Here is a 22,431-nt window from a genome sequence, read left to right as displayed (position 1 = left end):
GAAGTTGTTGTTGACGTTGCTGTTGCTTTTGACGTGCATTCCGCATTGGGACGCTGCCAAATGTGACGGCTGTCAGTCGGGAATTGTGGGAAGGCGTGTTTGAGCGAAGCGAGTTTGCCTTCACACCCGACTGATAGACGACACATTTGGGGACCTGACCGAAGGGAAGGCAGTGGCTTTGCGGTCGCCTTCTTTTGCTTACTTTTCTTGGCGAAGCAAGAAAAGTGAGTGGCTGCCGGGCCACCCCCGGCTTGTATCTACGGAGTGGCGACAGTTTTAGGTAACGACGAACAATGACCAACGAACGAATGCAACCGTCCGCACTCCGTGGCCCGTCACACGGGGACACAGTAATTCGGCACGCTGCGGTGCCTCATAAACTATGTCCCCGGGTGACTACTTTTCGTGGCGAAGCAAGAAAAGTGAGTGGCTGCCGGGCCACCCCCGGCGAGCATCTACGGAGTAGCGACAGTGTTAGCTACGCGACGAACGAATGCAACCGTCTGTACTCCGTAGCCCGCTCAGCGGGGTCAGAGTAATTTACGCAAAAAACCGCGTAAAAAAACTCTGACCCCGGTGAGCTACGGAGTGGCGACCGTTTTAGGTAACGACGAACGATTGCAAACGTCCGCGCTCCGTGGTCCGTCACCCAAGCACACAGGACCGTAGGGTGGGCTGTAAAGCCCAACATTCCTTTAATCGCTACCAAACGTTGGGCTTTGCAGCCCAACCTACGATCTCTGAATGATTGAACTCACCGCAGTATCACGCCACTTCGGCGGTATGCATGCCGTCGACAACCTCGACCTGAAAGTGGCACGCGGCCAGATTTTCGGCCTGATCGGTCCGAACGGCTCCGGCAAGAGCACCACCCTGGATTTGATCTCCGGCATGCTGCCGCTGACTTCCGGTCAGATCCATTTTTGCAGACAGGACATCAGCCGCCTGGCCCTGCACAAACGCGTCGGCTGCGGCCTGGCGCGCACCTTCCAGAACATCCGCCTGTTCGGACCATTGACCGTGTGGCAAAACCTGCGCGTGGCGCACAACGCCGCCGCTGGCCGCGCCAAGACACATCAGCAGATGATGCAGGCACTGGCGCTGGCCGGGCTGGCGCACAAGAAAGACGAACTCGCGGCCAATCTCTCGTTCGCCGAACAGCGCCAACTTGAACTGGCGCGCGCGCTGGCCACCCGGCCGCAATTGCTGCTGCTCGACGAACCTGCGGCAGGCATGGATGCGGCAGAGATCGCCGCCCTGCGGCAGCGCATGATGGCCTTGCGCCAAAGCGGCGTCACCATCCTGCTGGTCGAGCACGTGATGGAACTGGTGATGGGCGTCAGCGACCGGATCGCGGTGCTCAATTTCGGCCGCAAGATCGCGGAAGGAACGCCGTCCGAAATCCAGGCCGACCCACAGGTGCGCGAGGCTTATCTCGGCGCTCACCTAATCGCCAATCTGCCATGACCGCAGCGCTGCTCCAGATCGATCAACTGGTCGCCGCCTACGGCAAGATCGAGGCGCTGAAGGGCGTCTCGCTGTCCGTCGCGGCCGGGTCCGTCACCTGCCTGCTGGGGCCGAACGGTGCCGGTAAAACCACCTTGATGATGACCATCGCCGGCTTGCTGCGGCCGCGCAGCGGGACCATTTGCTTTGACGGCCGCGAACTGACGGGCCAGCCGCCGCACGCCGTCGTGGCGCAAGGGATTGCGCTGGTGCCGGAGCAGCGGCTGCTGTTCCCCAGCATGTCGGTGCGCGACAACCTGCTGGCGGGCGCATACAGCCGCAACGACAAGCAGCAGATCGCGGCAGACCTGGCGCGCATGCTGGCGCGCTTTCCGCGTCTGAAGGAGCGAGCCGGGCAGCGCGCCGGGACGCTCTCCGGCGGCGAGCAGCAAATGCTGGCGCTGGCGCGAGCCCTGATGTCGCGCCCGAAACTGCTGCTGCTGGATGAGCCTTCGCTCGGTCTGGCGCCGCTGGTGGTCGAAGACATTTTTCGCTTGATAGTCGAGATCAGCACTGAAGGCACCAGCATCCTGCTGGTCGAGCAAAACGCGCAGATGGCGCTCAAGCTGGCCCACCATGTTTACCTGATCGAGCAGGGGCGGATAAGTTACAGCGGCGCACCCGCGCAACTGGCCGCAGACCAGCTGGTGCAGCGCGCTTACCTGGGATCGGCCAAGGCAGGAATGACATGCTCCAGCACACAATAGACGGACTGGCGCGCGGCGCTTCCTACGCCTTGCTGGCGCTTGGCTTCACGCTGGTGTTCGGCGTGCTGCGCCGGGTCAACCTGGCTTATGGCGCTTCCATCATGCTCGGGATCTACCTGGCAATCTGGATAGCCCAACGCTGGCACATCGGCCTGCTGTTGTTGGCGCCGGCGGTGATGGCGGTCACGATGGCCGCCGGCGTCTATGTCGAGCGGCTCTGCTTCGCTCCGCATGCGCAACTGTCCCGGCATAACCAGCGGGCGGCGGTCACCTCGATGGCGGCCAGTTTCGCCGTCTGGATGCAGCTGGAAGAACTCGCCACGCTGCTGTTGCCGCGCCATACCTACGCATTTCCGTCGCCGTTCGATCTGACTGTGGCGGCCACGGGTGCGCTTGCTGTGCGGCTTGAGCACCTGGTCGCGCTGGCTGCCGCGGCCGGCGTTGCGCTTGGATTGTGGGCGCTGCTGTACCGGACCCGCTTTGGGCTGGCGGTGCGGGCCATGATAGACAGCCGGCCGGCAGCGGCCTGCATCGGCATCAACGTGCCGCGGATCTCGGCCTTGATTTTTGCGCTGGCCTCGGCGCTCGGCGGTGCGGCCGGCTACCTGATCGTCAGCATCGACGGCCAGGTGACGCCGATGTTCGCCATGTGGGCCACCTTGAAAGGCATGATTGCCGCGATGCTGGGCGGCCTCGGCTCCTTGCCCGGCGCGCTTGCCGGCGGCTTGATGCTGGGCTTGCTGGAGACTTACAGCCAGAGCCTGTTCGGACCGCAGTACCGCGATTTATGCGGCTACGGCTTGCTGTTCGCCGTGCTGTGCCTGTGTCCTGCCGGCCTGTCCACGCTGTGGCGCGGCGTGAACGGCGAAGGAGGTCGGCATGGATGAGTACGCGCTCGGCATTCTCGCCAATATGGGTTTGCTGTCGTTCCTGGCGCTGTCCGCCTATGTGTTGCTGATCGGCGGCGAAATGTCGTTTGGGCAGCAGGCTTTCTTTGCCATCGGCGGCTACGCGGGCGGCATGGCGACCGTGGTGGCGACGCTGCCGCTATCCCTCGCGCTTGTCCTCGCCGCGCTGGTTGGTGCGCTGGCCGCAGGCGCGCTGAGCCTGGTCACGCTGCGCCTGCGCGGCCTGTATTTCTCGATGTCGACCTTGGCGGCGGCCGAGGCGGTGCGCATCTTTTTCGCGCTATTCAGCTGGCAGTCCACAAACGGCCAGGGTCAGGCCATCGGACCCGATGGCAGCGCAGGATTTGGCGGCATTCGTTACCTGTTCGAACACGGCTTGGGGCAGTCCGGGTTTGTGCTGTTGATCTACGGCGTGCTGTTGCTGGTGCTCGTCGCGCTGTACTGGTCGGAGCGGGCGCAGTTCGGCGTGGCGTTGCGGATGGTCGGCGAAGACCCCGAGCTGGCCGGCGTGTTCGGCATCAATGTGCGCAAGGTTAAGCTCAGCGCGGCGGCGGCGGCCGGCGCCATCGCCGCGCTTGGCGGCGCGCTGTACGCCCACTACAACACCTATATCGAGCCGGGCAATTTCGACATGATGCTCGGCATTCACGGCCTGTCCTATGCGCTGATAGGCGGACTCGGCACACCGCTGGGGCCGTTGCTGGGTGTGGCCGCCGACATCTTGCTGCTGGAAGGAAGCCGGATCTTCCAGGGCTATCGGATGATTGCGTTCGGCGGCATCGTCGCCTTGTTCCTGATCGTGCGGCCGCGCGGCCTGCTCGACGAGCGCATGGTGTATCGGTTGCGGACATTTTGGCGGCGCCGTCGCCGCAGGGAGTGGACAGAATCATGAAAACCATCATCGCCGGCATCCTCGCCCATACCCTCGCGGCGTCCGCGCTTGCCGCGCCTTTGCAGGCCGACATCGGCTGTCGTCCGGCGGCTGCCGGAGCAGCGTACGACTGCCTGATCAAGCTGGCGCAAGCCGGTACCCGCGCACCGGTAACAGCGGCCCAATTCACCGTCAGCGCCGACATGCCGTCGATGCCGATGGCGCACAATATCCGGCCGGTGACGGCGGTGGCGACTGGCGAACCGGGCGTTTACCGCGCCCGGCTGGTGCTTGAGATGCCCGGTCGCTGGAACGTCAAGCTACGTATTTCCAGTCCGGTGCAGGACTTGATTGGCAAGATGGTTGAGTTCCCGGAGCCGCGCTGACTAATGCACTGGCATCGCCGTTGTGGCTCCCTCGGCCTCGTAAATAGTGTTTGAACTTCAATAAAATCTGCGCTATCGTCCTTACGTCGCGAAAAAGAGCGGCCTGGCGTCAGAGCCAGTGTTATGTGCAATACCGGGCAGACAGCCGCTCCCGGGCGGTTTTTTTTCGTCTGCCCCTATCAACGTGCGTCCTCTATGGCGGGCCTTGGTAGGGAGGGCTTCGGCCCTGCCGGCTTATGGTATTGCACACCGGTCTCTGACCCCTGCTTTGTGCCCGCCACCTTCGTCGTCCGACGAAGGGCGGTTTAACCCCCACCGTACGAGGAGATCAGCATGCATGGCAACAATTCGTCACCACCATCCCCAGCTTCCCCCGCAATCGCGTACCTCAATATCGCCGTCGATATAGCCCGCTTCGGCATGCACAGCGCGAACGACTCGCAGCGCATCTTGAAGGCGATTCGCGAGCTATCCAAAAACAACGATGTCGTGCGTGACCTGGCGCAGATCGGTATCGACCAGGCCAAAGAGCGTCACCAGATTTTCGATATCCAGCGTAAAGAGCTGGAGCGCGAGAAGGCCGGCAAGCCGTAGGGCGGATAAGCGCAGCGTTATCCGCCGTTGGACGTACCACAGGTGTTTGACGCATCCAGAACGGCGGAAGGCGCTGCGCTTTTCCGCCCTACGGGAATATCGACCGGCGAACGGGATGCGCAACGCAAACTTGCTCATAAAAAAGCCCAAAAGGGAAGGCCGATAAAGAGTGTTTCCAAGTGTATCCAGCAGGTATCCAGGCGGCGCACTTCGTTGTAAATTAGAGGGCTACTGGCATAGTCCCCATGCTGCAACGCAGCATGGGTGGCTTCCAGCCCACCAAGGAATTATGATGAACGGTTTTATGTTGTTTCTGCAAGGCACCCCATGAGCATCAGCGTATTTGATTTATTCAAGATCGGCATCGGTCCGTCGAGTTCGCACACGGTGGGGCCGATGATCGCCGCCAGCCGCTTCGCAACGCATTTGCACGATGCCGGCTTGCTGGACGCGGTGCATGCGGTCAGGGCCGAGCTGTACGGCTCGCTCGGTGCGACCGGCAAGGGGCACGGCAGCGACAAGGCGGTTTTGCTGGGGCTGGAAGGGCATTTGCCGGATCAGATCGATCCCGATTTGGTCGAGCCGCGCCTGGCGGAAATCCGCAGCAGTAAGCGGCTGCTGTTGAACGGCACCCATCCGATTACCTGTATCGAGAAGGAACATGTGCTGATGTACCGCCGCGAAGCGCTGCCGCAGCACCCGAACGGGATGCGCTTCGTGGCGCTGGATGCGGCCGGCAGCGAGATCGCGCAAAAGGAGTATTACTCGGTCGGCGGCGGCTTTGTCGTCACGCCGGAAGGTCAGCGGGTCAACGCGGCGCAGCCGAGTCTGGGGCAACCGGACGCCGAGCTGCCGTATCCGTTCCACTCGGGCGACGATTTGCTCAGGATGTGCGCCGAAAGCGGCAAGTCGATTGCCGCCCTGATGATGGAAAACGAGAAGCACTGGCGCTCGGCCGAAGAGGTGCGGACCAAGCTGCTGGGAATCTGGGATGTGATGGCGGCCTCGGTCAAGCGCGGTTGCTCGATCGACGGCGAGTTGCCGGGTCCGATGCACGTCAAGCGGCGCGCTTCCGCGTTGTACCAGCAACTGAAAAACCGCTCCGAAGAATCGTTGAGCGACCCGTTGTCGATGCTGGACTGGGTCAATCTGTATGCGATGGCGGTGAACGAAGAAAACGCGGCCGGCGGCCGGGTGGTCACGGCGCCGACCAATGGCGCGGCCGGCGTGATCCCGGCGGTGCTGCACTACTACACCAAGTTTGTGCCCGGAGCCAACCTGGACGGCGTCATGACCTTCATGTTGACCGCCGGCGCGATCGGCTTGATTTACAAGGAAAACGCTTCGATCTCCGGCGCTGAAGTCGGATGCCAGGGCGAGGTCGGCGTGGCTTGCTCGATGGCGGCCGGGGCGTTGGCGGCGGTGCAGGGCGGCAGCACCGAGCAGATCGAGAACGCGGCCGAAATCGGCATGGAACACAACCTGGGCATGACCTGCGATCCGGTCGGCGGCCTGGTGCAGATTCCCTGCATCGAGCGCAACGCGATGGGCGCGGTCAAGGCGATCAACGCAGCCCGCATGGCGCTGCGCGGCACCGGCAAACATTATGTGTCGCTGGATAAGGTGATCAAAACCATGATGGAAACCGGCGCCGATATGAAGACCAAGTACAAGGAAACGTCGCGCGGCGGGCTGGCCGTCAATGTGATCGAGTGCTGAAGGTCGCCTCTAAATGCGGTTTTAAGAGGCGCCTTTATCCTGAACTATTGGATGTCGTGCCTTTGTTTCAATCCATTGAGGCCGATAGCGTAGACGGCGTTGATGATCTTCTTGGCGGCGTCGTCATCGGCGCCGGCCGCAGGGTTGTCATCTTTGCGTTTGAACGCGCCCTGCCAGATCACGATCGATCCTTGACCTGCCGCATGCGCCGTCAGCACCGACACATAGTCGCTGACAGGGAGCTGACCGTCGACCATGCCGTAAGCGATGCTGCGCGATTGATCGGAATAAGCCAGCAGTTTTTCAGTGACGCTGCTGCCGTCTTGCAGCGACATTAAACGCACGGCGCCTTCCTGGTTGTTGCTGCCTTCGATCAATTTGCTGCTGACAACCACCGGATGCCATGCAGACATGCCATTGAAATCTTTTAATATTTCCCAGGTTTTTTCGACCGGGATAGAGAGCTCGATTTTTTGTACAACAACCAACTGTTTTTTGTTCTGGGACATAGTAATTTCCTAAAATGTAAATGACGGTATTGCGGTTTGTTTGCCTACCATTGCACGACCACTAAAACCGATCCATTCTAGATAACTTGTCAGTTTTTTGCTTACCGGCAAAAAGGTCGAATAAAAACACATTCCTGCTTGCGGTTGAGCCTTTGCAAAGACCTGAACCTGACTGACCGGCATTACTTTATGCTAATGTCTCTGCCCGACAATTCCCCATTTTTAGTATTCCAGGAGACCAATAATGAGCACCCCCACCAATCTTTCCGCGGCCGAACAGGCTTTGCGCGACGCTGCGCTCGAATATCATCGCAGCCCCACTCGCGGCAAGATCGCCGTGGTGCCGACCAAACCGTTGTCGAACCAGCGCGACTTGTCGCTGGCGTATTCGCCGGGTGTGGCGTACGCCTGTCTGGCGATCCAGGAAGACCCGGAACTGGCGGTGGAGTACACCTCGCGCGCCAACTTGGTGGGGGTGGTGACCAACGGCACCGCGGTGCTCGGCCTGGGCGATATCGGGCCGCTGGCCGGCAAGCCGGTGATGGAAGGAAAGGGCTGCCTGTTCCATAATTTTGCCGGGATCGACGTTTTCGACATCGAACTGGCGGAACGCGATCCGGACAAGCTGGTCGAGATCATCGCGGCGCTGGAGCCGACCTTGGGCGGCATCAATCTTGAAGATATCAAGGCGCCGGAGTGCTTCTACATCGAGCAAAAACTGCGCGAACGGATGAACATCCCGGTGTTCCATGACGACCAGCACGGCACCGCGATCATCTCTGCCGCCGCATTGTTGAACGGGCTGGAACTGGTCAACAAGCCGATCGACGAAGTCAAGCTGGTGGCGTCCGGCGCCGGCGCTGCAGCGATCGCCTGTCTGGACTTGATGGTCGAGCTTGGGGTCAAGCGCGAAAACATTTTCGTCTGCGATTCGCGCGGCGTGATCCATACCGCGCGCGAAGACAAACTGGATATCTCCAAGCAGCGTTACCAGCAAAACACCGAGGCCCGTACGCTGGCCGATGTGATCGTCGCGGCCGACGTGTTTCTCGGTTGCTCGGCGCCCGGCGTATTGACGCCGGAGATGGTCAAGACCATGGGCACGCAGCCGATCATCCTGGCGCTGGCCAATCCGGAACCGGAAATCCGGCCCGAGCTGGCGCTGGCGGCGCGGCCGGATTGCATCATCGCCACCGGTCGCTCGGACTATCCGAACCAGGTCAACAACGTGCTGTGCTTCCCGTATATTTTCCGCGGCGCGCTGGACTGCGGCGCGACCCGGATTACCGAAGCGATGAAGATCGCCTGCGTGCGCGAGATTGCCGACTTGACCAAGGCCGAGATCAGCGAAGAAGTGGCTTCCGCCTACGCCGGGCAAGAGCTGCATTTCGGCCCCGAGTACCTGATCCCGAAGCCGTTCGACTCACGCCTGATTCTGCGCATCGCGCCTGCGGTGGCGCGCGCGGCCGAAGAGTCGGGCGTGGCGACTCGTCCGATCAAGGATCTGGAAGCTTATCGCCAGTCATTGATGCGCTTTGTCAGCCACACCGGGATGTTCATGCGCCCGGTGTTCCTGGCAGCGCGCGGTGCGCCGCAGCGCATCGTGTACGCCGAAGGCGAGGATGACCGGGTGTTGCGCGCGGTGCAGATCGCGCTTGAGGAAAAACTGGTCAGGCCGATCCTGGTCGGCCGTCCGGCCGTGATCGAAGCCCGCATCAAGCGCGCCGGACTGCGCTTGCAGGCGGGGCGCGATTTTGAGCTGGTCAATCCCGAGGACGATGTGCGCTTCCGCCAATACTGGGAGGCGTATCACGAGATCAAGGCACGCGACGGCGTGACGCCGGAAATGGCGAAGTCGACCTTGCGCCGTTCCAACACCACCATCGCCGCGATGCTGGTCAAGCTGGGCGACGCCGACGGCATGTTGTGCGGCCTGGTCGGGCGTTTCGACAGCCACCTGGAACATGTCAGCGACGTGATCGGTCTGCGCGCCGGCGCCAAGGGTTTTGCGACGATGAACGGGCTGGTGCTGGACAAGCACACGCTGTTTATTGCCGACACCTTTGTCAACGACGATCCAAGCGCCGAACAATTGGCCGACATCGCGGCCATGGCGGTGGAAGAAGTGCGGCGCTTCGGGGTGCCGCCGAAAGTTGCCTTCCTGTCGCATTCGATGTTCGGCTCCAGCACCCGTCCATCCGCCAAAAAAATGCGGGCCGCACGCGATTTGTTTGTGCAGCGGATGCCGGAAGTCGAGGCCGATGGCGAGATGCACGGCGATGCCGCATTGAGCGCCGAGCTGCGCGCCAAGTTCTTGCCGAAATCGACGTTGAGCGGCGACGCCAATGTACTGGTGACGCCGAACCTGGACGCCGCCAATATCTTGTTCAATGTGCTGAAGATGACCGGCGGTCAAGGCGTGACGGTGGGCCCGGTGCTGCTGGGCGCTGCCGCGCCGGTGCATATCCTGAACCCGTCGGCCACGGTCAGGAGAGTGGTTAACATGACGGCGTTGGTGGTGGCCAATGCCATCTCCAACAAGCAGGATATTAAATAGCAGTTCTAAGAGACTGTTCAAAATCTGCGGTAGGGCGGATGAGCGTAGCGTTATCCGCCGTTTTGGATGTGCCACATGCGTTTGACGCATCCAGAGCGGCGGAAGACGCTGCGCGCTTTTCCGCCCTACTTGCTGTTCAAGCAGCTACGGGGATTTTTTTACGTAATTCTCCAGGACTACTGCCAGTCCACTTCTTGAATGCGCGATGAAAAGCGCTGGGATCGGCGAAACCAAGGCTGACCGCGATCTCTTCGATGCTCTTGGCGGAGCCGCTCAGGTAATTGATCGCCAGATCGCGCCGCAGATTGTCCTTGATCGATTGATACGACTGGCCTTCCTGATGCAGCTTGCGGCGCAAGGTCGAGGCGGCGCTGTGGTGCTGTCTGGCCAGGGTGTCGAAGTCGGACCATTCGTGCAACGGCGTCTGCCGCAAATGGCGGCGAATGATGGCCGCCAGGCTGTCGTGGCTGCTGTATTTGACCAATAGATTGCCGGGCGCTTCGCGCAGGAAAGCCGGCAGCGAGCGCTGGTTCTGGATCACCGGCAGCGCCAGATAGCTGGCATCAAAGGCAATCCCGGTCTGGTCCTGGTTGAAGCGGGCCTGCTCGCAAAAACGGATTTTGTAATCAGCGCTGGCCAAGGGTTCGTCGCAACGGAAATCCGCCGCCAGCAGCGGAATGCGACGCCCGATCAGCCAGCTGCCGATACCATGCACAATCATCAGGAAGGTGGCGTAGGCGAACATGCGTTGCGGACCCTTGCGTTCCTGCAGCGCGATGCGCGCCAGTCCGTCCTGCGCGGACAGCGTGCCGTGCATATCGTCCAGCACCAGCCGCAAAAAATCCAGCGCACGCATCAAGGCCTTGCCCAAGGTGGCGCTGTGCAGCACGCTACGGCACAGCAAATGGAAACTGCCGACCTTCATCGGATGCGAGTCCATGCCAAAGAATTCATCGTCCATCGCATGCGAGATCAAGTACCAGAGCCGTCCATAATTGGCCGCTGCGATGCGGGCGTGCGGGGCGGTCAGCAATCTGGGTGAAATGCCGGCCTGGATCAGCAGTGTCTCGGTATTCATATTGCGCTGGCGCATGCCGTGCAGTGCCTCGTCGACAAAGCTGATAGCGATCGTACCTTTCTCCCAATCTTCCATGGTCACCTTTATAAACCTACTGCGCGTCCCAATCTCGGGGCTGTGATGCTCGCCGTACTTCAGTACGGCTGCGCTTCTCGCCCCGACCTTGGGCCGCTCGCTACGGTTTCTAAAGGCGACCACAAGACTATTGAAGGCAATAGTAATTTCAGCATCAAATATGGCAATTTCGATCAACTAGGTTGGTCGGTTTTAACATGGCTTGCCGCTACTGGATATCCTAGACTCGCCTGTCGCCAGCGAAATGGCAACGCTCGTATGTCTTATCTCAAAACAACAATGCCGGTGCAACCTGCCATTTTAGGTTAGAGGGAGAGATTCATGTCATCTGGTTTATCAACCGGCGGCGCAGCCGTCGCCAACGCCATTCCGAATTACGAGCAATTTTATGCAGATTTCAGCGCCGACGAGATCGCGGCGGAACTGAGCGGGAATCTGCAAACCGGCGTCAACGCTTGCGTCGAGTGTTGCGACCGGCACGCGCTGCCAGGGCGCATTGCGCTGTTCTGGGAAAGCAAGGATGGCCGCAGCGCAAGCTATACGTTTACCCAACTCAAGGAGCTGTCTGGACGCTTTGCCAATTTCCTCAAAGCACAAGGAATCCAGCCCGGCGACCGGGTGGCCGGCTTGTTGCCGCGCACGCCGGAACTGCTGATCGCGATTCTCGGCACTTGGCGCGCCGGGGCGGTGTACCAGCCGTTATTCACGGCGTTCGGTTCGAAGTCGATCGAGTACCGGGTCGGCGCCAGCGAAGCAAAGCTGATTGTGACTGATCCGGATAATCGCCATAAGCTGCAGGAAGTGCCAGCCTGCCCGCCGGTCATGACGGTAGGCGGCGAACGCGGACGTGGGATAGCGCGCGGCGATTTCAGTTTTTGGGCCGAGCTGGATAATCACTCGCCGGAGTTCGCCCCGGTGCCGCGGCAAGCGGACGATCCGTTCATGATGCTGTTCACCTCCGGCACCACCGGTCCGGCCAAGGGCGTCGCGGTGCCGCTCAAGGCGATGCTGTCGTTTTACGTGTATACGCGCTATGCGATCGACTTGCGGCCGGAAGACGCATTTTGGAATATCGCCGATCCCGGCTGGGCTTACGGTCTGTATTACTGCATTACCGGACCGTTGCTGATGGGACATCCGATCACCTTGTATGACGGCCCGTTCACGGTGGAAAGCAGTTACCGGATTATCCAGAAGTACCGGATTACCAATCTGGCCGGCGCGCCGACTGCGTATCGGATGCTGATCGCGGCGGGGGAGGCGATGGCGCAGCCGGTCAAGGGCCAGTTGCGGGCGGTCAGCAGCGCCGGCGAGCCGCTCAATCCGGAAGTCATCCGCTGGTTCCGCGAACATCTTGCCTGCCCGATCAATGACCATTACGGCCAGACCGAACTGGGCATGGTGCTTTGCAATCATCATGGACTGGAGCACCAGATCCGCATCGGATCGGCCGGTCTGGCCATGCCGGGTTACGCGCTGGCCGTGATCGACGACGACGGCCGCGAGCTGGCGGTGGGCGAGCCGGGCGTGCTGGCGGTGCAGCGCCAGCGCTCGCCGCTGTTCTGGTTCCAGGGCTACTGGCAAAAAGGCGGATCGCAGCAGCTTGGCGACTACTATGTCACCGGCGATAACGTCGAAAAAAATCCGGACGGCACCATCAGCTTCCTGGGACGTGGCGACGACATCATCACTTCGGCCGGCTACCGGATCGGCCCGTTCGACGTCGAGAGCGCGCTGATCGAGCATCCTGCGGTGGTGGAGGCGGCGGTGGTCGGCAAGCCGGATCCCGAGCGCACCGAGCTGGTCAAGGCCTTTGTCGTATTGGGCAGCGGCTACCGGCCGAGCGAGGAACTGGCAGGCGAGTTGCAGCAATACGTGAAGCATCGCCTGGCGGCGCATTCCTACCCGCGCGAAATTGAATTCATGAGTGAATTGCCGAAAACGCCGAGCGGAAAATTGCAGCGCTTTATCTTGCGCAATCAGGAGATTGCAAAGGCAAAAATTCAAGCGTAGTTTTGCGTAAGGCGTAGGGGGCAAGCGTAGGGCGGAAAAGCGCAGCGCCTTCCGCCGTGACGCACCGCACACATTGCTCAAACGCCAGATTTCCAGTTTTGCGTTTGGCGGCGGAAGGCGCTGCGCTTTTCCGCCCTACGTTCTTTGTTCGCAATAGTTGTTAGTTGTTTTATTTGAAGAAAGAAAATCATGAAAATCGAAAATAATGTGTTCCTGGTCACCGGCGCCGGTTCCGGCCTCGGTGCGGCCACTGCCGACATGCTGGTGCAAGCGGGGGCCAAAGTGGTGCTTGCCGATATCAACCAGGAAGCCGGTGCGGCACTGGCGGCCAAGCTGGGCGCCAATGCCCGCTTCGTCGTCACCGATGTCAGCAACGAAGCCAGCGCCGCCGCAGCGGTCGACACCGCGCTCAAGGTATTCGGCGGCTTGCATGGGCTGGTCAGTTGCGCCGGCATCGCTCCGGCCAAGCGCATTGTCGGTCGCGACGGTCCGCACGGCCTGGACGATTTCGCTCGCGTGATCCAGGTCAACCTGGTCGGTACTTTCAACTTGCTGCGGCTGGCGGCGGACGCCATGAGCAAGGGCCAGCCGAACGACGACGGCGAACGCGGCGTGATCATCAATACCGCTTCGGTCGCGGCCTACGACGGCCAGATCGGTCAGGCTGCCTATGCGTCGTCCAAGGGCGGGGTGGTGGCGCTGACCTTGCCGGCGGCACGCGAACTGGCGCGCCACGGCATCCGCGTGATGACGATTGCGCCTGGCATCATGGAAACGCCGATGCTGCTGGGCATGCCGGCGGAAGTGCAGGAAGCGCTTGGCGCAGCGGTGCCGTTCCCGGCCCGCCTCGGCAAACCGGCCGAATACGCGGCGCTGGTCAAAACCATCGTCGGAAACGCCTACCTGAACGGGGAAGTGATCCGTCTCGATGGCGGGATCCGGCTGGCGCCGAAGTAATCCGGCTGGCTAGGCGCCGCTGGCGCATGCCGTCAGCGGTCGCTCCAATCGTATCGACGGTGGGGGGGGAACTTTCCGCAAGACTGACATATGCATGGCCGGCCGAACAAAATCGGTCGGCCATTTTTGTGCTGGGATTCGCTAAGAGGGAGGGGCAAAGCCGGTTTTTAGCGGTGCCCTATAGCTCGCTTGAATTTAACCTTAGTTCACATTGTCTTCGCACAAATTAGAAATTTCCTATTCTTATCAGAAAGGCACTTTATTACACTTGGTTCTGCCGATGTATTTCACACTATATCGGTCAGCTGTCCAACTAACCAGGAACCATGTAATGAAAAAATCTCTGATTTCCCTCTCCGTTTTGGCTACCTTCGGGCTGCTTGCCTCTTCATCGTCATTTGCGCAGGCGCAAGGCGGTCAGATTGATTTCAACGGCAGGCTGACAGACAGCACCTGCACCATCGACGGCGCGGCCAACCAAACCGTCACTTTGCCTACTCTTTCGACCAAGGGCTTGAGCAAGGCAGGAGAAGTTGGCGGCGCGACTTCATTTCAGATCAAGGTCAAAGATTGCTCGGGCGCCTTGACGAAAATCGCCGCGCATTTTGAATCCAAGCTGAACATGGATCCAACCCATCGCACTCTCAAGCAAACCAGCACCGCCGCCGATGCGGCGAAAGAAGTTCAACTGCAGTTGCTGAATGCTGACGGCTCCGTGTTGCCGGTTGGTTCGACCGGTCAGTCTTACGTCGTGAGCGGTGGGGCTCCGGGCATCGGCGGACTGCCGGGTATAGATACCGGTAGCGGAACCATGACCTACGCCGTTCAGTACTACGCAACCGGTGCGGCAACCCAGGGTCCGGTGACCAGTTCCACCCTGTACACACTGGCCTACCCATAACCAGCCGTTAAATCGGTTCGGCAGCCGGGGGCTCGCATCGCGCGTCCTCGGCCTTCTTTCGTTTTCTACGCAGTAAGGATTCCATGAACAAGCAATTGAGGCGCTGCTTTGCTGGCCTGGTGCTGGCACTCGCGACGCTGGCGCCACCAGCCCAAGCCAGCGTGGTGATCACCGGTACCCGCGTGATTTACCTGGAAAAGAATCGGGAAGTCAGTATCCGCTTGACCAATGAGGGCGGGCAAGCCGCGCTGGTGCAGACCTGGGTCGACGATGGCCGGGCCGACTCGGCGCCCAATGAAGTCCAGGTGCCGTTCATATTGACGCCGCCGGTATTCCGGATGGAGTCGAAAAAAGGGCAGACCTTACGCCTGATGTTTACCGGCGGCGATTTGCCGAAGGACCGGGAATCGGTTTACTGGCTCAACGTGCTGGAGATCCCGCCCAAGCCGCTGGATGCCGAGAATCGCAATTTAATGCAGCTGGCATTTCGCACCCGCATCAAGATCTTCTACCGTCCGGACGCGTTGCTGGACGATTCGATCGGCCAGCTCAAGCGCTTGCACTGGCAATTGGTGGCGAAACAGGACGGCAAGGGCATGCTGCTGCGCGCCAGCAATCCGTCGCCGTATTACATCTCTTTCGGCGACGTCAAAATCGAGCACGACGGCAAAGAAATCGATCTCAATCTGCAAATGATTGCGCCGCACGGCAGCGCCGACTTTGTGCCGTCCAAAGGTGAATTGCATGTCAGCGGAGCGGCCAAGGTTTTGTATACCGCCTTGAGCGATTACGGCGCAGCCGTCAAGGAAACGGTCGACGTTTCGAATTGAGCCTACGGAGAATGCAACGGTGGGAAAGGTGTCATGGCGAACAGGATGGTCCGGTGAAACGAAAATCAAACACGATATGTCGAGCTGCCGCATCGACGCCCATGCTGCGCCAGCTTGCTTGGGTTGTCGCTGCATCCATGGCCGGCGCGTTTGGCGGATTTGCCTATGCCGTCGAAACCAAAGATCCGGCAGGCCTGGCAGGCGCGCCGTCAGCGCCTGAACCGGTGATCGCGTCGCCTGCCAAACCGGCCTCTATCGAGTTCAATTCCGACTTCTTCGTCGGTCCTGCCGCCGACGTCTCCCGCTACACCCAAGGCAACCCGGTATTGCCTGGAACGTATCGGGTCGATCTTTATATCAACGAGCAAAATCGCGGCACGCATGAAATCGAATTTCGGACCCAGCCCGGCGACGATTCCGCCTCTCCCTGCTTTACCTTGGCCAGCCTGGAGCGACTGGGCATAGATACCAAACAGCCTGTCGCAAATGCAAGCGCCAGTATCGCTGGCAAATTGGCCGGGGATGTGCCGGCGCCGCAGTCGCAATGCCTGCCGTTGGCAGGTGCGGTGGCGGGAGCCGTGGCGGTATATCAAAGCGGTGATCAACGGCTGGACCTGACCATTCCGCAAGCGAATCTGCGGCGGATTGCTCGCGGCTATGTCGACCCCAGCCGCTGGCAATCCGGCATCAACGCCGCCACGCTCGACTACAACATCAGTACTTATGCCGCTCATGCGGCAGGGGCCAGCAACAACAGCGCCTATGCGGGTTTGCTGACCGGGGTCAATCTCGGCGACTGGCGCTTGCGCCAGCGTTCTTCGCTCAATTGGCAGTCGCAGCGGCCGCTGCAAAAAAAGAGTATTGCGGCTTATGCGCAGCGCAATGTGCCGGCATGGAACAGCCAGTTGACGCTGGGCGACAGCAATACCTCGGGCGAGGTGTTCGACGCATTCAACGTGCGCGGTGTGCAACTGGCCAGCGACGACCGCATGTTGCCGGATTCCCTGCGCGGCTATGCACCGGTGGTGCGCGGCATGGCCGAGAGCAATGCCCGGGTCACGGTGCGTCAAGGCGGCAACATCATTTATCAAACCACCGTGCCTCCCGGACCGTTCGAGTTCAACGATTTATACGGCACCGGCTATGGCGGCGATTTGCAGGTGACGATCACCGAGGCCGATGGCCGCGAACGGCGTTTTGCAGTGCCGTTCGCTTCAGTCCCGCAGTTGTTGCGGCCGGGGGCATCCCGATTCAATTTGACGTTAGGTCAATTGCGTGCCGTGAACGTTGAATCGTCGCCGATGGTAGTGCAGGCCATTTATCAGCGGGGGCTGGGCAATCTGCTCTCGGCCTACGGTGGGATTCTGGCTGCGGACGGCTATCTGTCGGCATTGTTGGGCGGCGCCTTCAATACTAGCTACGGCGCGCTGGCGCTGGATGTCACCACGGCCCGCACCAAGCTGACAGAACAAAATAGTCAGCACGGACAGAGCTGGCGCGTCAGTTACAGCAAGTTGGTGCCGGAATCCGGGACCAACTTCGCGCTGGCGGCTTACCGTTACTCGACTCGGGGGTTTTATGGCCTGCAAGAGGCAGTTGCTGCGCGTGCGCCATCGGCGGAGGCAGGAAGTGACCTCAGTTTTCGGGTAAAAAACCGACTCGAGCTCAACATCAGTCAGTCGTTCAACGACAATGATTTCCTGTACGCCACCGGCAGCTCGCAAACCTACTGGGGGCTGGACCAAGCGCCGGAGCTGCAGTATCAGCTGGGTTTCAATAGCGCCTATAAAAACTATTCGTACAACCTGTATGCGCAGCGCACCAAAGACCGCTCGGGAAGATCCAGCAACCAGTTCGGGGTCAGCGTTTCCATCCCGATCGGCAGTACGGTCGGAAGCAAGCCTGTGTTCGACTACCTCAGCGCCTCGGTTACGCGCGACGACAATGCCGGCAGCAATGCGCAAATGAATGCATCGGGCAGCGCCGGCGAAAATTCGGAAATCAACTACGGCATCAATGGCTCGCGTGCCAGCAGCGGCGGCAATCAGCAGACAGTCGGCGGCTACGGCGCCTATCGCGGAGCCAGGGGCACGTATTCGGCCACGGTTTCCGCCGGCGGCAACGCCAAGCAAGCCTCGCTGAATGCCGCCGGCGCCGTGGTGGTGCATGGCGGCGGCGTCACTCTCGGGCCGCCGTTGAACGGCACCGCATTCGCCTTGGTGGAAGCCAAAGGCGCGGCCGGCGCAAGGCTGATCAATGGCCAGGGCGCGATGATCGACAGCAACGGCTATGCCATCGTGCCATCGTTGATGCCGTATCGGGTCAATACCGTCGCGCTCGATCCGAACGGTCTGCCGGACCACGTCGAACTCAAGCAAACCAGCGATGAAGCGGTGCCGAGCGCCGGTGCCGTCATATTGGTGAGAATGCCTACCGTGACCGGTCATCCGCGGCTGCTTGCCTTGCGCGATGCCGACGGCAAATTCCCGCCGATGGGAGCGGAATTGTTCGACAGTGAAGGCAAGAGCCTGGGCGGCATTGGACAGGGTGGCGTCGCCTTTGTGCGCGGTCTCGAAGGCAAGGGCGAATTGCGGGCGAAATGGGGGCCGGGCAAAGCCGAACAATGTGTGATCCCGTATGAGATCCCGGCTTCAGCTCATGCCGAAAAGGGGAAAGGTGCGGCAATTGAACGCATCGCCTTGCAGTGCGCGAGCGCTACGGCCGAGAACGGAGCAGTCGGACTGGAAAAAGAGGTTAAACGAGCGGAGTGAGTATGGACAAAATTAATCCTGGCAGCGTGCTCCGGTATATCGCCGCATACGCCGCCGTACCGATGCTGACCGGCCTGTCGCCAGCTCATGCTGACGAGCCAGGGACGCTTCTGTTCAAGGGCGGGCTATCCACCTACGCCTGCAACGTGACGGGCAGCGACGAGCGGGTGGTCAATTTGCCGCCGGTGTCGAGCACCGAGTTGCTAGCGGCTGGGCGGGAAGCCGGCTTGACGCCCTTTACGCTGGAAGTGGAGTGTGATCCGGGGGTGCGCAAGGTGCGCGCGTATTTCGAAAATGGCGCCACGGTGGATGCGGCTACCGGCAATCTCAAATTGTTGCCGGGCGGCGCCAGCAATGTGCAGATTCGGCTGCGCAATGCGGATAACTCGGTGATCTTTGTCGGCCACCGGCCGGCCATGCAAGCAGTAGACGTCGGCCGGGACGGCATGGCAACGCTGAAGTATCAGGCACTGTATTACGCCACCGGCAAAGCCGGCGCGGGTTTGGTCAATACCCGCGTTACCTATGCAATCGAGATGCCATGATGCAAACACGCTTGCCAGCCTGCGTTCTCAACCTGATTTCCGGCGCCGGAAGCGCCGTCGCAGCTGTATTTTTGCTGGTCTCGGCGGCCACCGGTCCGGTCCAGGCCGCATCGGCTAAGGTCAAGCTGACGTTCTCCGGCTCGTATAAGTCATCCACGTGTGCCGTGGAGTCGGTAGTAAATCAGGATGTGAGCTTGCCGACCCTATCCAGCGCAGCATTGCCGGCGAAAGGAAGCGTTGCCGGCGCGACGCCGTTCACGATCAAGGTGAAGTGCGGCAGCGGGGTGTCCAAGGTGCGGGCATTTTTCCAGAAAAGCGGCACGACGGATCCTGTTACCGGCAACCTGAAGCTGTTGCCGGTGGCGGGCCGGCCTACTGCGGGCAACGTCCAGATCCAGCTTCTCAATCAGGACAGTACGGCGATTTCCGTTGGCGTCGACACCAGCGTCAATCCTATAAAACCTGGATCGGACGGCGCCGCGAGCTTGCATTATCACGCGCAATACTACGCCACCGGCAAGGCCACCGCCGGCACTGCCAACACCAACGTGATCTATGTCATTGAGATGCCGTGATGCAGGTCCGGATCGTTAGGAGAGGGGAGAATTCGATGGCCACTTTATTGAGACGGCACACTGGCAGCCCTGGACATGGCGGATCGCTGCAGCGATTGCGGGCATCGCTGGTCGGTGTTTTTCTGTTGCTGAATATCTGTGTCCCGCTGCGGGCGCAGACTGTCGGCCCCACTTTCAAAGGCTTTTATATGGAGGACACTTGCACCATCAAGGATCAGAATATCGTGATCGATTTCGGCCAGACCAACGACGCCTCATTTACCGGCATTGAGGGGCCGACCAAGCCGATTGCCATCGCTGCCACTTGCCCGGCAGGCTGGCGCGCCACTTACAGCTTGAATGCCAGCGCCGACGCGGATAACGCCAATGCCATCAAAAACTCTGCAGCCAATGGCGCGACCGGTTTCGGCATTCTGATTCGTAGCAAAGATCTGAGTACGACCATTCCGCCCAATCGCAGCAACTCCAGCCGACTGTCGCTGGACGACGGTCTGCAGGCGACGCTGATACGGACCAAGAGCGTCGGCAGCGAGGGCAACATCAACGCTACTGCAACGCTGACTGTGGCTTACGAATGAGCTTGGCGACGCGCGTAGTTTTATTGCGACGGCCCGGCCAACGCGGACTTGGCCTCAAGCAATCTTGTTGACTGAAGATCTTTTCGCTTCAGGGGTCATTTTCAGAAAATTCTCATATTTCTTGGCATTTTTGAAACATAGAATATGCACTGCTGAAGTCTTGGCAACAGCATTCGCCACGCATCTGCAGGTAGTCATTTTTCCTGTTCTTCATCGCAAGATATAACCCGAGAGCTCCTATGTCCGCATCCAACAGTTCACAGAAATTCATCGCGCGCAATCGCGCCCCTCGCGTCCAGATCGAATATGACGTTGAAATTTACGGTTCCGAAAAGAAGGTCGAATTGCCATTTGTCATGGGCGTCCTGGCCGACTTGTCCGGCCAGCCGCGGGAAGCGCTGCCGGCGGTCGGCGACCGCAAGTTCTTCAATATCGACATCGACAACTTCGACGAACGCATGAAGGCGATGCAGCCGCGCGTCGCGCTGTCCGTGCCGAATACCTTGTCCGGTGAAGGCCAGCTGATGGTCGATATCACCTTCGAAAGCATGGACGACTTTTCGCCGGCAGCGATCGCCAGAAAAGTGGACGCCTTGGCGCAACTGCTGGAAGCCCGCACCCAACTGGCAAATCTGCAGACCTACATGGATGGCAAATCCGGCGCCGAAAGTCTGGTGACCAATGTGCTGAAAGATCCGGCGCTGCTCAACGCGCTAGCCAAAGCACCTAAGCCTGAGCCGGCGCAACCGGCGTCCGATACGACGGCTGCCGAAGAATAAAGCGGACTGTCCGCTCCCACGATTTAAATACCGCCTAGTTAAAAGAGGAAAACATGGCCGCGCGCGAAACACAAGCCCGCCCCGCAGCAACTGCTGCCGGGTCGCAAACCGAATTCAACGCATTACTGTCCCGCGAATTCAAACCAAAGACCGAACAAGCCCGTGCAGCGGTGGAAAATGCCGTCAAGACGCTGGCCGAACAGGCCTTGGCCAACTCGGTCACGATGTCCGACGATGCTTACAAAAGCATCGAAGCAATCATTGCCGAAATCGACCACAAGCTATCCGAGCAAATCAACCTGATCCTGCATCATGCGCAGTTCCAGCAACTGGAAAGCGCATGGCGCGGTTTGCACCATCTGGTCACCAATACCGAAACCGACGAAAACCTGAAGATCCGTTTCATGGATGTCTCGAAGGATGACCTGCGCCGCACGATGAAACGCTACAAAGGCGTGGCCTGGGATCAAAGCCCGTTCTTCAAGCAGATTTATGAAGAAGAATATGGCCAGCTCGGCGGCGAACCATACGGCTGCCTGGTGGCCGACTATTACTTCGACCACACGCCGCCGGACGTCGACTTGCTGGCTTCGATCGCCAAAGTGGCCGCGGCATCGCACTCACCGTTCATTACCGGCGCCGCGCCTTCCGTGCTGCAGATGGACTCCTGGCAAGAACTGGCCAATCCGCGCGACCTGACCAAGATCTTCACGCAAAACCTGGAGTACGCGCCATGGAACGCGCTGCGCAACACCGAAGATGCGCGCTACATCGGCCTCGCCATGCCGCGCTTCCTGTCGCGTCTGCCATACGGCATCAACACCAATCCGGTAGATGAATTCGATTTCGAAGAAAGCACTGACGGCGCCGATCACCGCAAATACGTTTGGTCCAATGCGGCCTATGCGATGGCGGTCAACATCAACCGTTCGTTCAAGCGCTACGGCTGGTGCACGCTGATTCGCGGCGTCGAAAGCGGCGGCGTGGTCGAAAACCTGCCATGCCACAGCTTTCCGACCGACGACGGCGGCGTCGACATGAAGTGCCCGACCGAAATCGCGATTTCGGACCGGCGCGAAGCGGAACTGGCGAAGAACGGCTTCATCCCGCTGATCCACCGCAAGAACACCGACTACGCCGCCTTCATCGGCGCCCAATCGCTGCAAAAACCGGCCGAGTACCACGACTCGGACGCGACTGCCAACGCCAACCTGTCGGCGCGCCTGCCTTACCTGTTCGCCTGCTCGCGCTTCGCGCACTACCTGAAATGCATTGTGCGCGACAAGATCGGCTCGTTCAAAGAGCGTGAAGACATGCAGCAATGGCTGAACGCCTGGGTCATGAATTACGTCGACGCCGATCCGGCCAACTCATCGCAGGAAACCAAGGCCAGCCGGCCATTGGCTGCGGCTGAAGTGGTGGTGGAAGACGTTGAAGGCAACCCGGGTTATTACCAGGCCAAGTTCTTCCTGCGGCCGCATTTTCAGTTGGAAGGGTTGACGGTGTCGTTGCGGCTGGTGGCGAAGTTGCCGTTGGTTAAGGAAGCTGCTTGATTTAGTACTTTTAAATCTG

The 22,431-nt window shown here is 60.2% G+C and carries 21 protein-coding genes; 19 read left to right on the top strand and 2 right to left on the bottom strand.

What is annotated here, in order from left to right:
* The first annotated feature begins 744 nt into the window (after positions 1-744).
* The 7 genes from ACFPM8_RS00800 (at position 745) to ACFPM8_RS00770 (ending at position 6,691) form a co-directional block, all read left to right on the top strand.
* Complete coding sequence (locus tag ACFPM8_RS00800; RefSeq protein WP_378993973.1) at positions 745-1,467, top strand: ABC transporter ATP-binding protein; 723 nt, start codon at positions 745-747, stop codon at positions 1,465-1,467.
* Positions 1,464-2,213: an ABC transporter ATP-binding protein gene (locus ACFPM8_RS00795; RefSeq protein WP_378993971.1), complete on the top strand. Its 750-nt coding sequence runs from the start codon at positions 1,464-1,466 to the stop codon at positions 2,211-2,213. Before ACFPM8_RS00800 ends, ACFPM8_RS00795 begins: the two co-directional genes overlap by 4 nt.
* Positions 2,195-3,100 (top strand): branched-chain amino acid ABC transporter permease, encoded by a 906-nt coding sequence (locus ACFPM8_RS00790; RefSeq protein ID WP_378993969.1) that lies wholly within the window; start codon positions 2,195-2,197, stop codon positions 3,098-3,100. The genes ACFPM8_RS00795 and ACFPM8_RS00790 overlap by 19 nt, the downstream gene beginning before the upstream one ends.
* The gene (locus tag ACFPM8_RS00785) at positions 3,093-4,013 is read left to right on the top strand and encodes a branched-chain amino acid ABC transporter permease (RefSeq protein ID WP_378993967.1); all 921 of its coding nucleotides are present in this window, start codon (positions 3,093-3,095) and stop codon (positions 4,011-4,013) included. The genes ACFPM8_RS00790 and ACFPM8_RS00785 overlap by 8 nt, the downstream gene beginning before the upstream one ends.
* Positions 4,010-4,378, top strand: a complete 369-nt coding sequence (locus ACFPM8_RS00780; protein ID WP_378993965.1) for a FixH family protein — start codon at positions 4,010-4,012, stop codon at positions 4,376-4,378. The genes ACFPM8_RS00785 and ACFPM8_RS00780 overlap by 4 nt, the downstream gene beginning before the upstream one ends.
* Before the next feature lie 333 nt (positions 4,379-4,711).
* Positions 4,712-4,972: a hypothetical protein gene (locus tag ACFPM8_RS00775; protein WP_378993963.1), complete on the top strand. Its 261-nt coding sequence runs from the start codon at positions 4,712-4,714 to the stop codon at positions 4,970-4,972.
* A gap of 327 nt (positions 4,973-5,299) precedes the next feature.
* Positions 5,300-6,691, top strand: coding sequence for an L-serine ammonia-lyase (locus ACFPM8_RS00770; protein WP_378993961.1), 1,392 nt, complete (start codon positions 5,300-5,302; stop codon positions 6,689-6,691).
* Positions 6,692-6,735: 44 nt separating this feature from the next.
* Here ACFPM8_RS00770 and ACFPM8_RS00765 read toward each other — a convergent pair whose 3' ends face one another.
* Complete coding sequence (locus ACFPM8_RS00765; protein ID WP_378993959.1) at positions 6,736-7,200, bottom strand: SRPBCC family protein; 465 nt, start codon at positions 7,198-7,200, stop codon at positions 6,736-6,738.
* Between the two features lie 244 nt (positions 7,201-7,444).
* On the opposite strand from ACFPM8_RS00765, the gene ACFPM8_RS00760 reads away from it, so the two are divergent.
* Positions 7,445-9,757 carry an NADP-dependent malic enzyme gene (locus ACFPM8_RS00760; protein WP_378993957.1) on the top strand — a complete coding sequence of 771 codons (2,313 nt, stop codon included), beginning with the start codon at positions 7,445-7,447 and terminating at the stop codon, positions 9,755-9,757.
* 136 nt (positions 9,758-9,893) lie between these two features.
* Here the strand turns inward: ACFPM8_RS00760 and ACFPM8_RS00755 are convergent, their stop codons facing one another.
* Positions 9,894-10,910, bottom strand: coding sequence for an AraC family transcriptional regulator (locus tag ACFPM8_RS00755; protein WP_378993955.1), 1,017 nt, complete (start codon positions 10,908-10,910; stop codon positions 9,894-9,896).
* A 45-nt stretch (positions 10,911-10,955) separates the two neighbouring features.
* Here ACFPM8_RS00755 and ACFPM8_RS00750 point away from each other — a divergent pair, with 45 nt between their 5' ends.
* The 11 genes from ACFPM8_RS00750 (at position 10,956) to tssC (ending at position 22,412) form a co-directional block, all read left to right on the top strand.
* Positions 10,956-11,219 carry a hypothetical protein gene (locus tag ACFPM8_RS00750; RefSeq protein ID WP_378993953.1) on the top strand — a complete coding sequence of 88 codons (264 nt, stop codon included), beginning with the start codon at positions 10,956-10,958 and terminating at the stop codon, positions 11,217-11,219.
* Between the two features lie 12 nt (positions 11,220-11,231).
* The gene (locus ACFPM8_RS00745) at positions 11,232-12,923 is read left to right on the top strand and encodes an AMP-binding protein (RefSeq protein ID WP_378993951.1); all 1,692 of its coding nucleotides are present in this window, start codon (positions 11,232-11,234) and stop codon (positions 12,921-12,923) included.
* Positions 12,924-13,112: 189 nt separating this feature from the next.
* Positions 13,113-13,880, top strand: coding sequence for an SDR family NAD(P)-dependent oxidoreductase (locus ACFPM8_RS00740; RefSeq protein ID WP_378993949.1), 768 nt, complete (start codon positions 13,113-13,115; stop codon positions 13,878-13,880).
* A 331-nt stretch (positions 13,881-14,211) separates the two neighbouring features.
* On the top strand, positions 14,212-14,781 hold the full coding sequence (locus ACFPM8_RS00735) for a fimbrial protein (RefSeq protein ID WP_378993947.1): 570 nt from the start codon (positions 14,212-14,214) through the stop codon (positions 14,779-14,781).
* 83 nt (positions 14,782-14,864) lie between these two features.
* Entirely contained in the window at positions 14,865-15,611 is a 747-nt protein-coding gene (locus tag ACFPM8_RS00730; protein ID WP_378993945.1) for a fimbria/pilus periplasmic chaperone, read from the top strand.
* 53 nt (positions 15,612-15,664) lie between these two features.
* Entirely contained in the window at positions 15,665-18,382 is a 2,718-nt protein-coding gene (locus tag ACFPM8_RS00725) for a fimbria/pilus outer membrane usher protein (protein ID WP_378993943.1), read from the top strand.
* A gap of 2 nt (positions 18,383-18,384) precedes the next feature.
* Positions 18,385-18,927, top strand: coding sequence for a fimbrial protein (locus ACFPM8_RS00720; protein ID WP_378993941.1), 543 nt, complete (start codon positions 18,385-18,387; stop codon positions 18,925-18,927).
* A complete protein-coding gene (locus tag ACFPM8_RS00715) occupies positions 18,924-19,502 on the top strand; it encodes a fimbrial protein (protein ID WP_378993939.1) in 579 nt (192 codons plus the stop codon). The genes ACFPM8_RS00720 and ACFPM8_RS00715 overlap by 4 nt, the downstream gene beginning before the upstream one ends.
* Before the next feature lie 35 nt (positions 19,503-19,537).
* The gene (locus ACFPM8_RS00710; RefSeq protein WP_378993937.1) at positions 19,538-20,080 is read left to right on the top strand and encodes a fimbrial protein; all 543 of its coding nucleotides are present in this window, start codon (positions 19,538-19,540) and stop codon (positions 20,078-20,080) included.
* A gap of 239 nt (positions 20,081-20,319) precedes the next feature.
* Positions 20,320-20,859: a type VI secretion system contractile sheath small subunit gene (gene tssB, locus ACFPM8_RS00705; RefSeq protein WP_378993935.1), complete on the top strand. Its 540-nt coding sequence runs from the start codon at positions 20,320-20,322 to the stop codon at positions 20,857-20,859.
* 53 nt (positions 20,860-20,912) lie between these two features.
* Complete coding sequence (gene tssC, locus ACFPM8_RS00700) at positions 20,913-22,412, top strand: type VI secretion system contractile sheath large subunit (protein ID WP_378993933.1); 1,500 nt, start codon at positions 20,913-20,915, stop codon at positions 22,410-22,412.
* The last annotated feature ends 19 nt before the right edge of the window (positions 22,413-22,431 follow it).

It is taken from the genome of Paraherbaspirillum soli (genome assembly GCF_042654985.1).
GTDB classification, from domain to species: Bacteria; Pseudomonadota; Gammaproteobacteria; order Burkholderiales; family Burkholderiaceae_D; genus Paraherbaspirillum; species Paraherbaspirillum soli.
The sequence above is the reverse complement of the archived record's forward strand: the minus strand, read 5'-3'. Positions and strand labels throughout refer to the sequence as shown.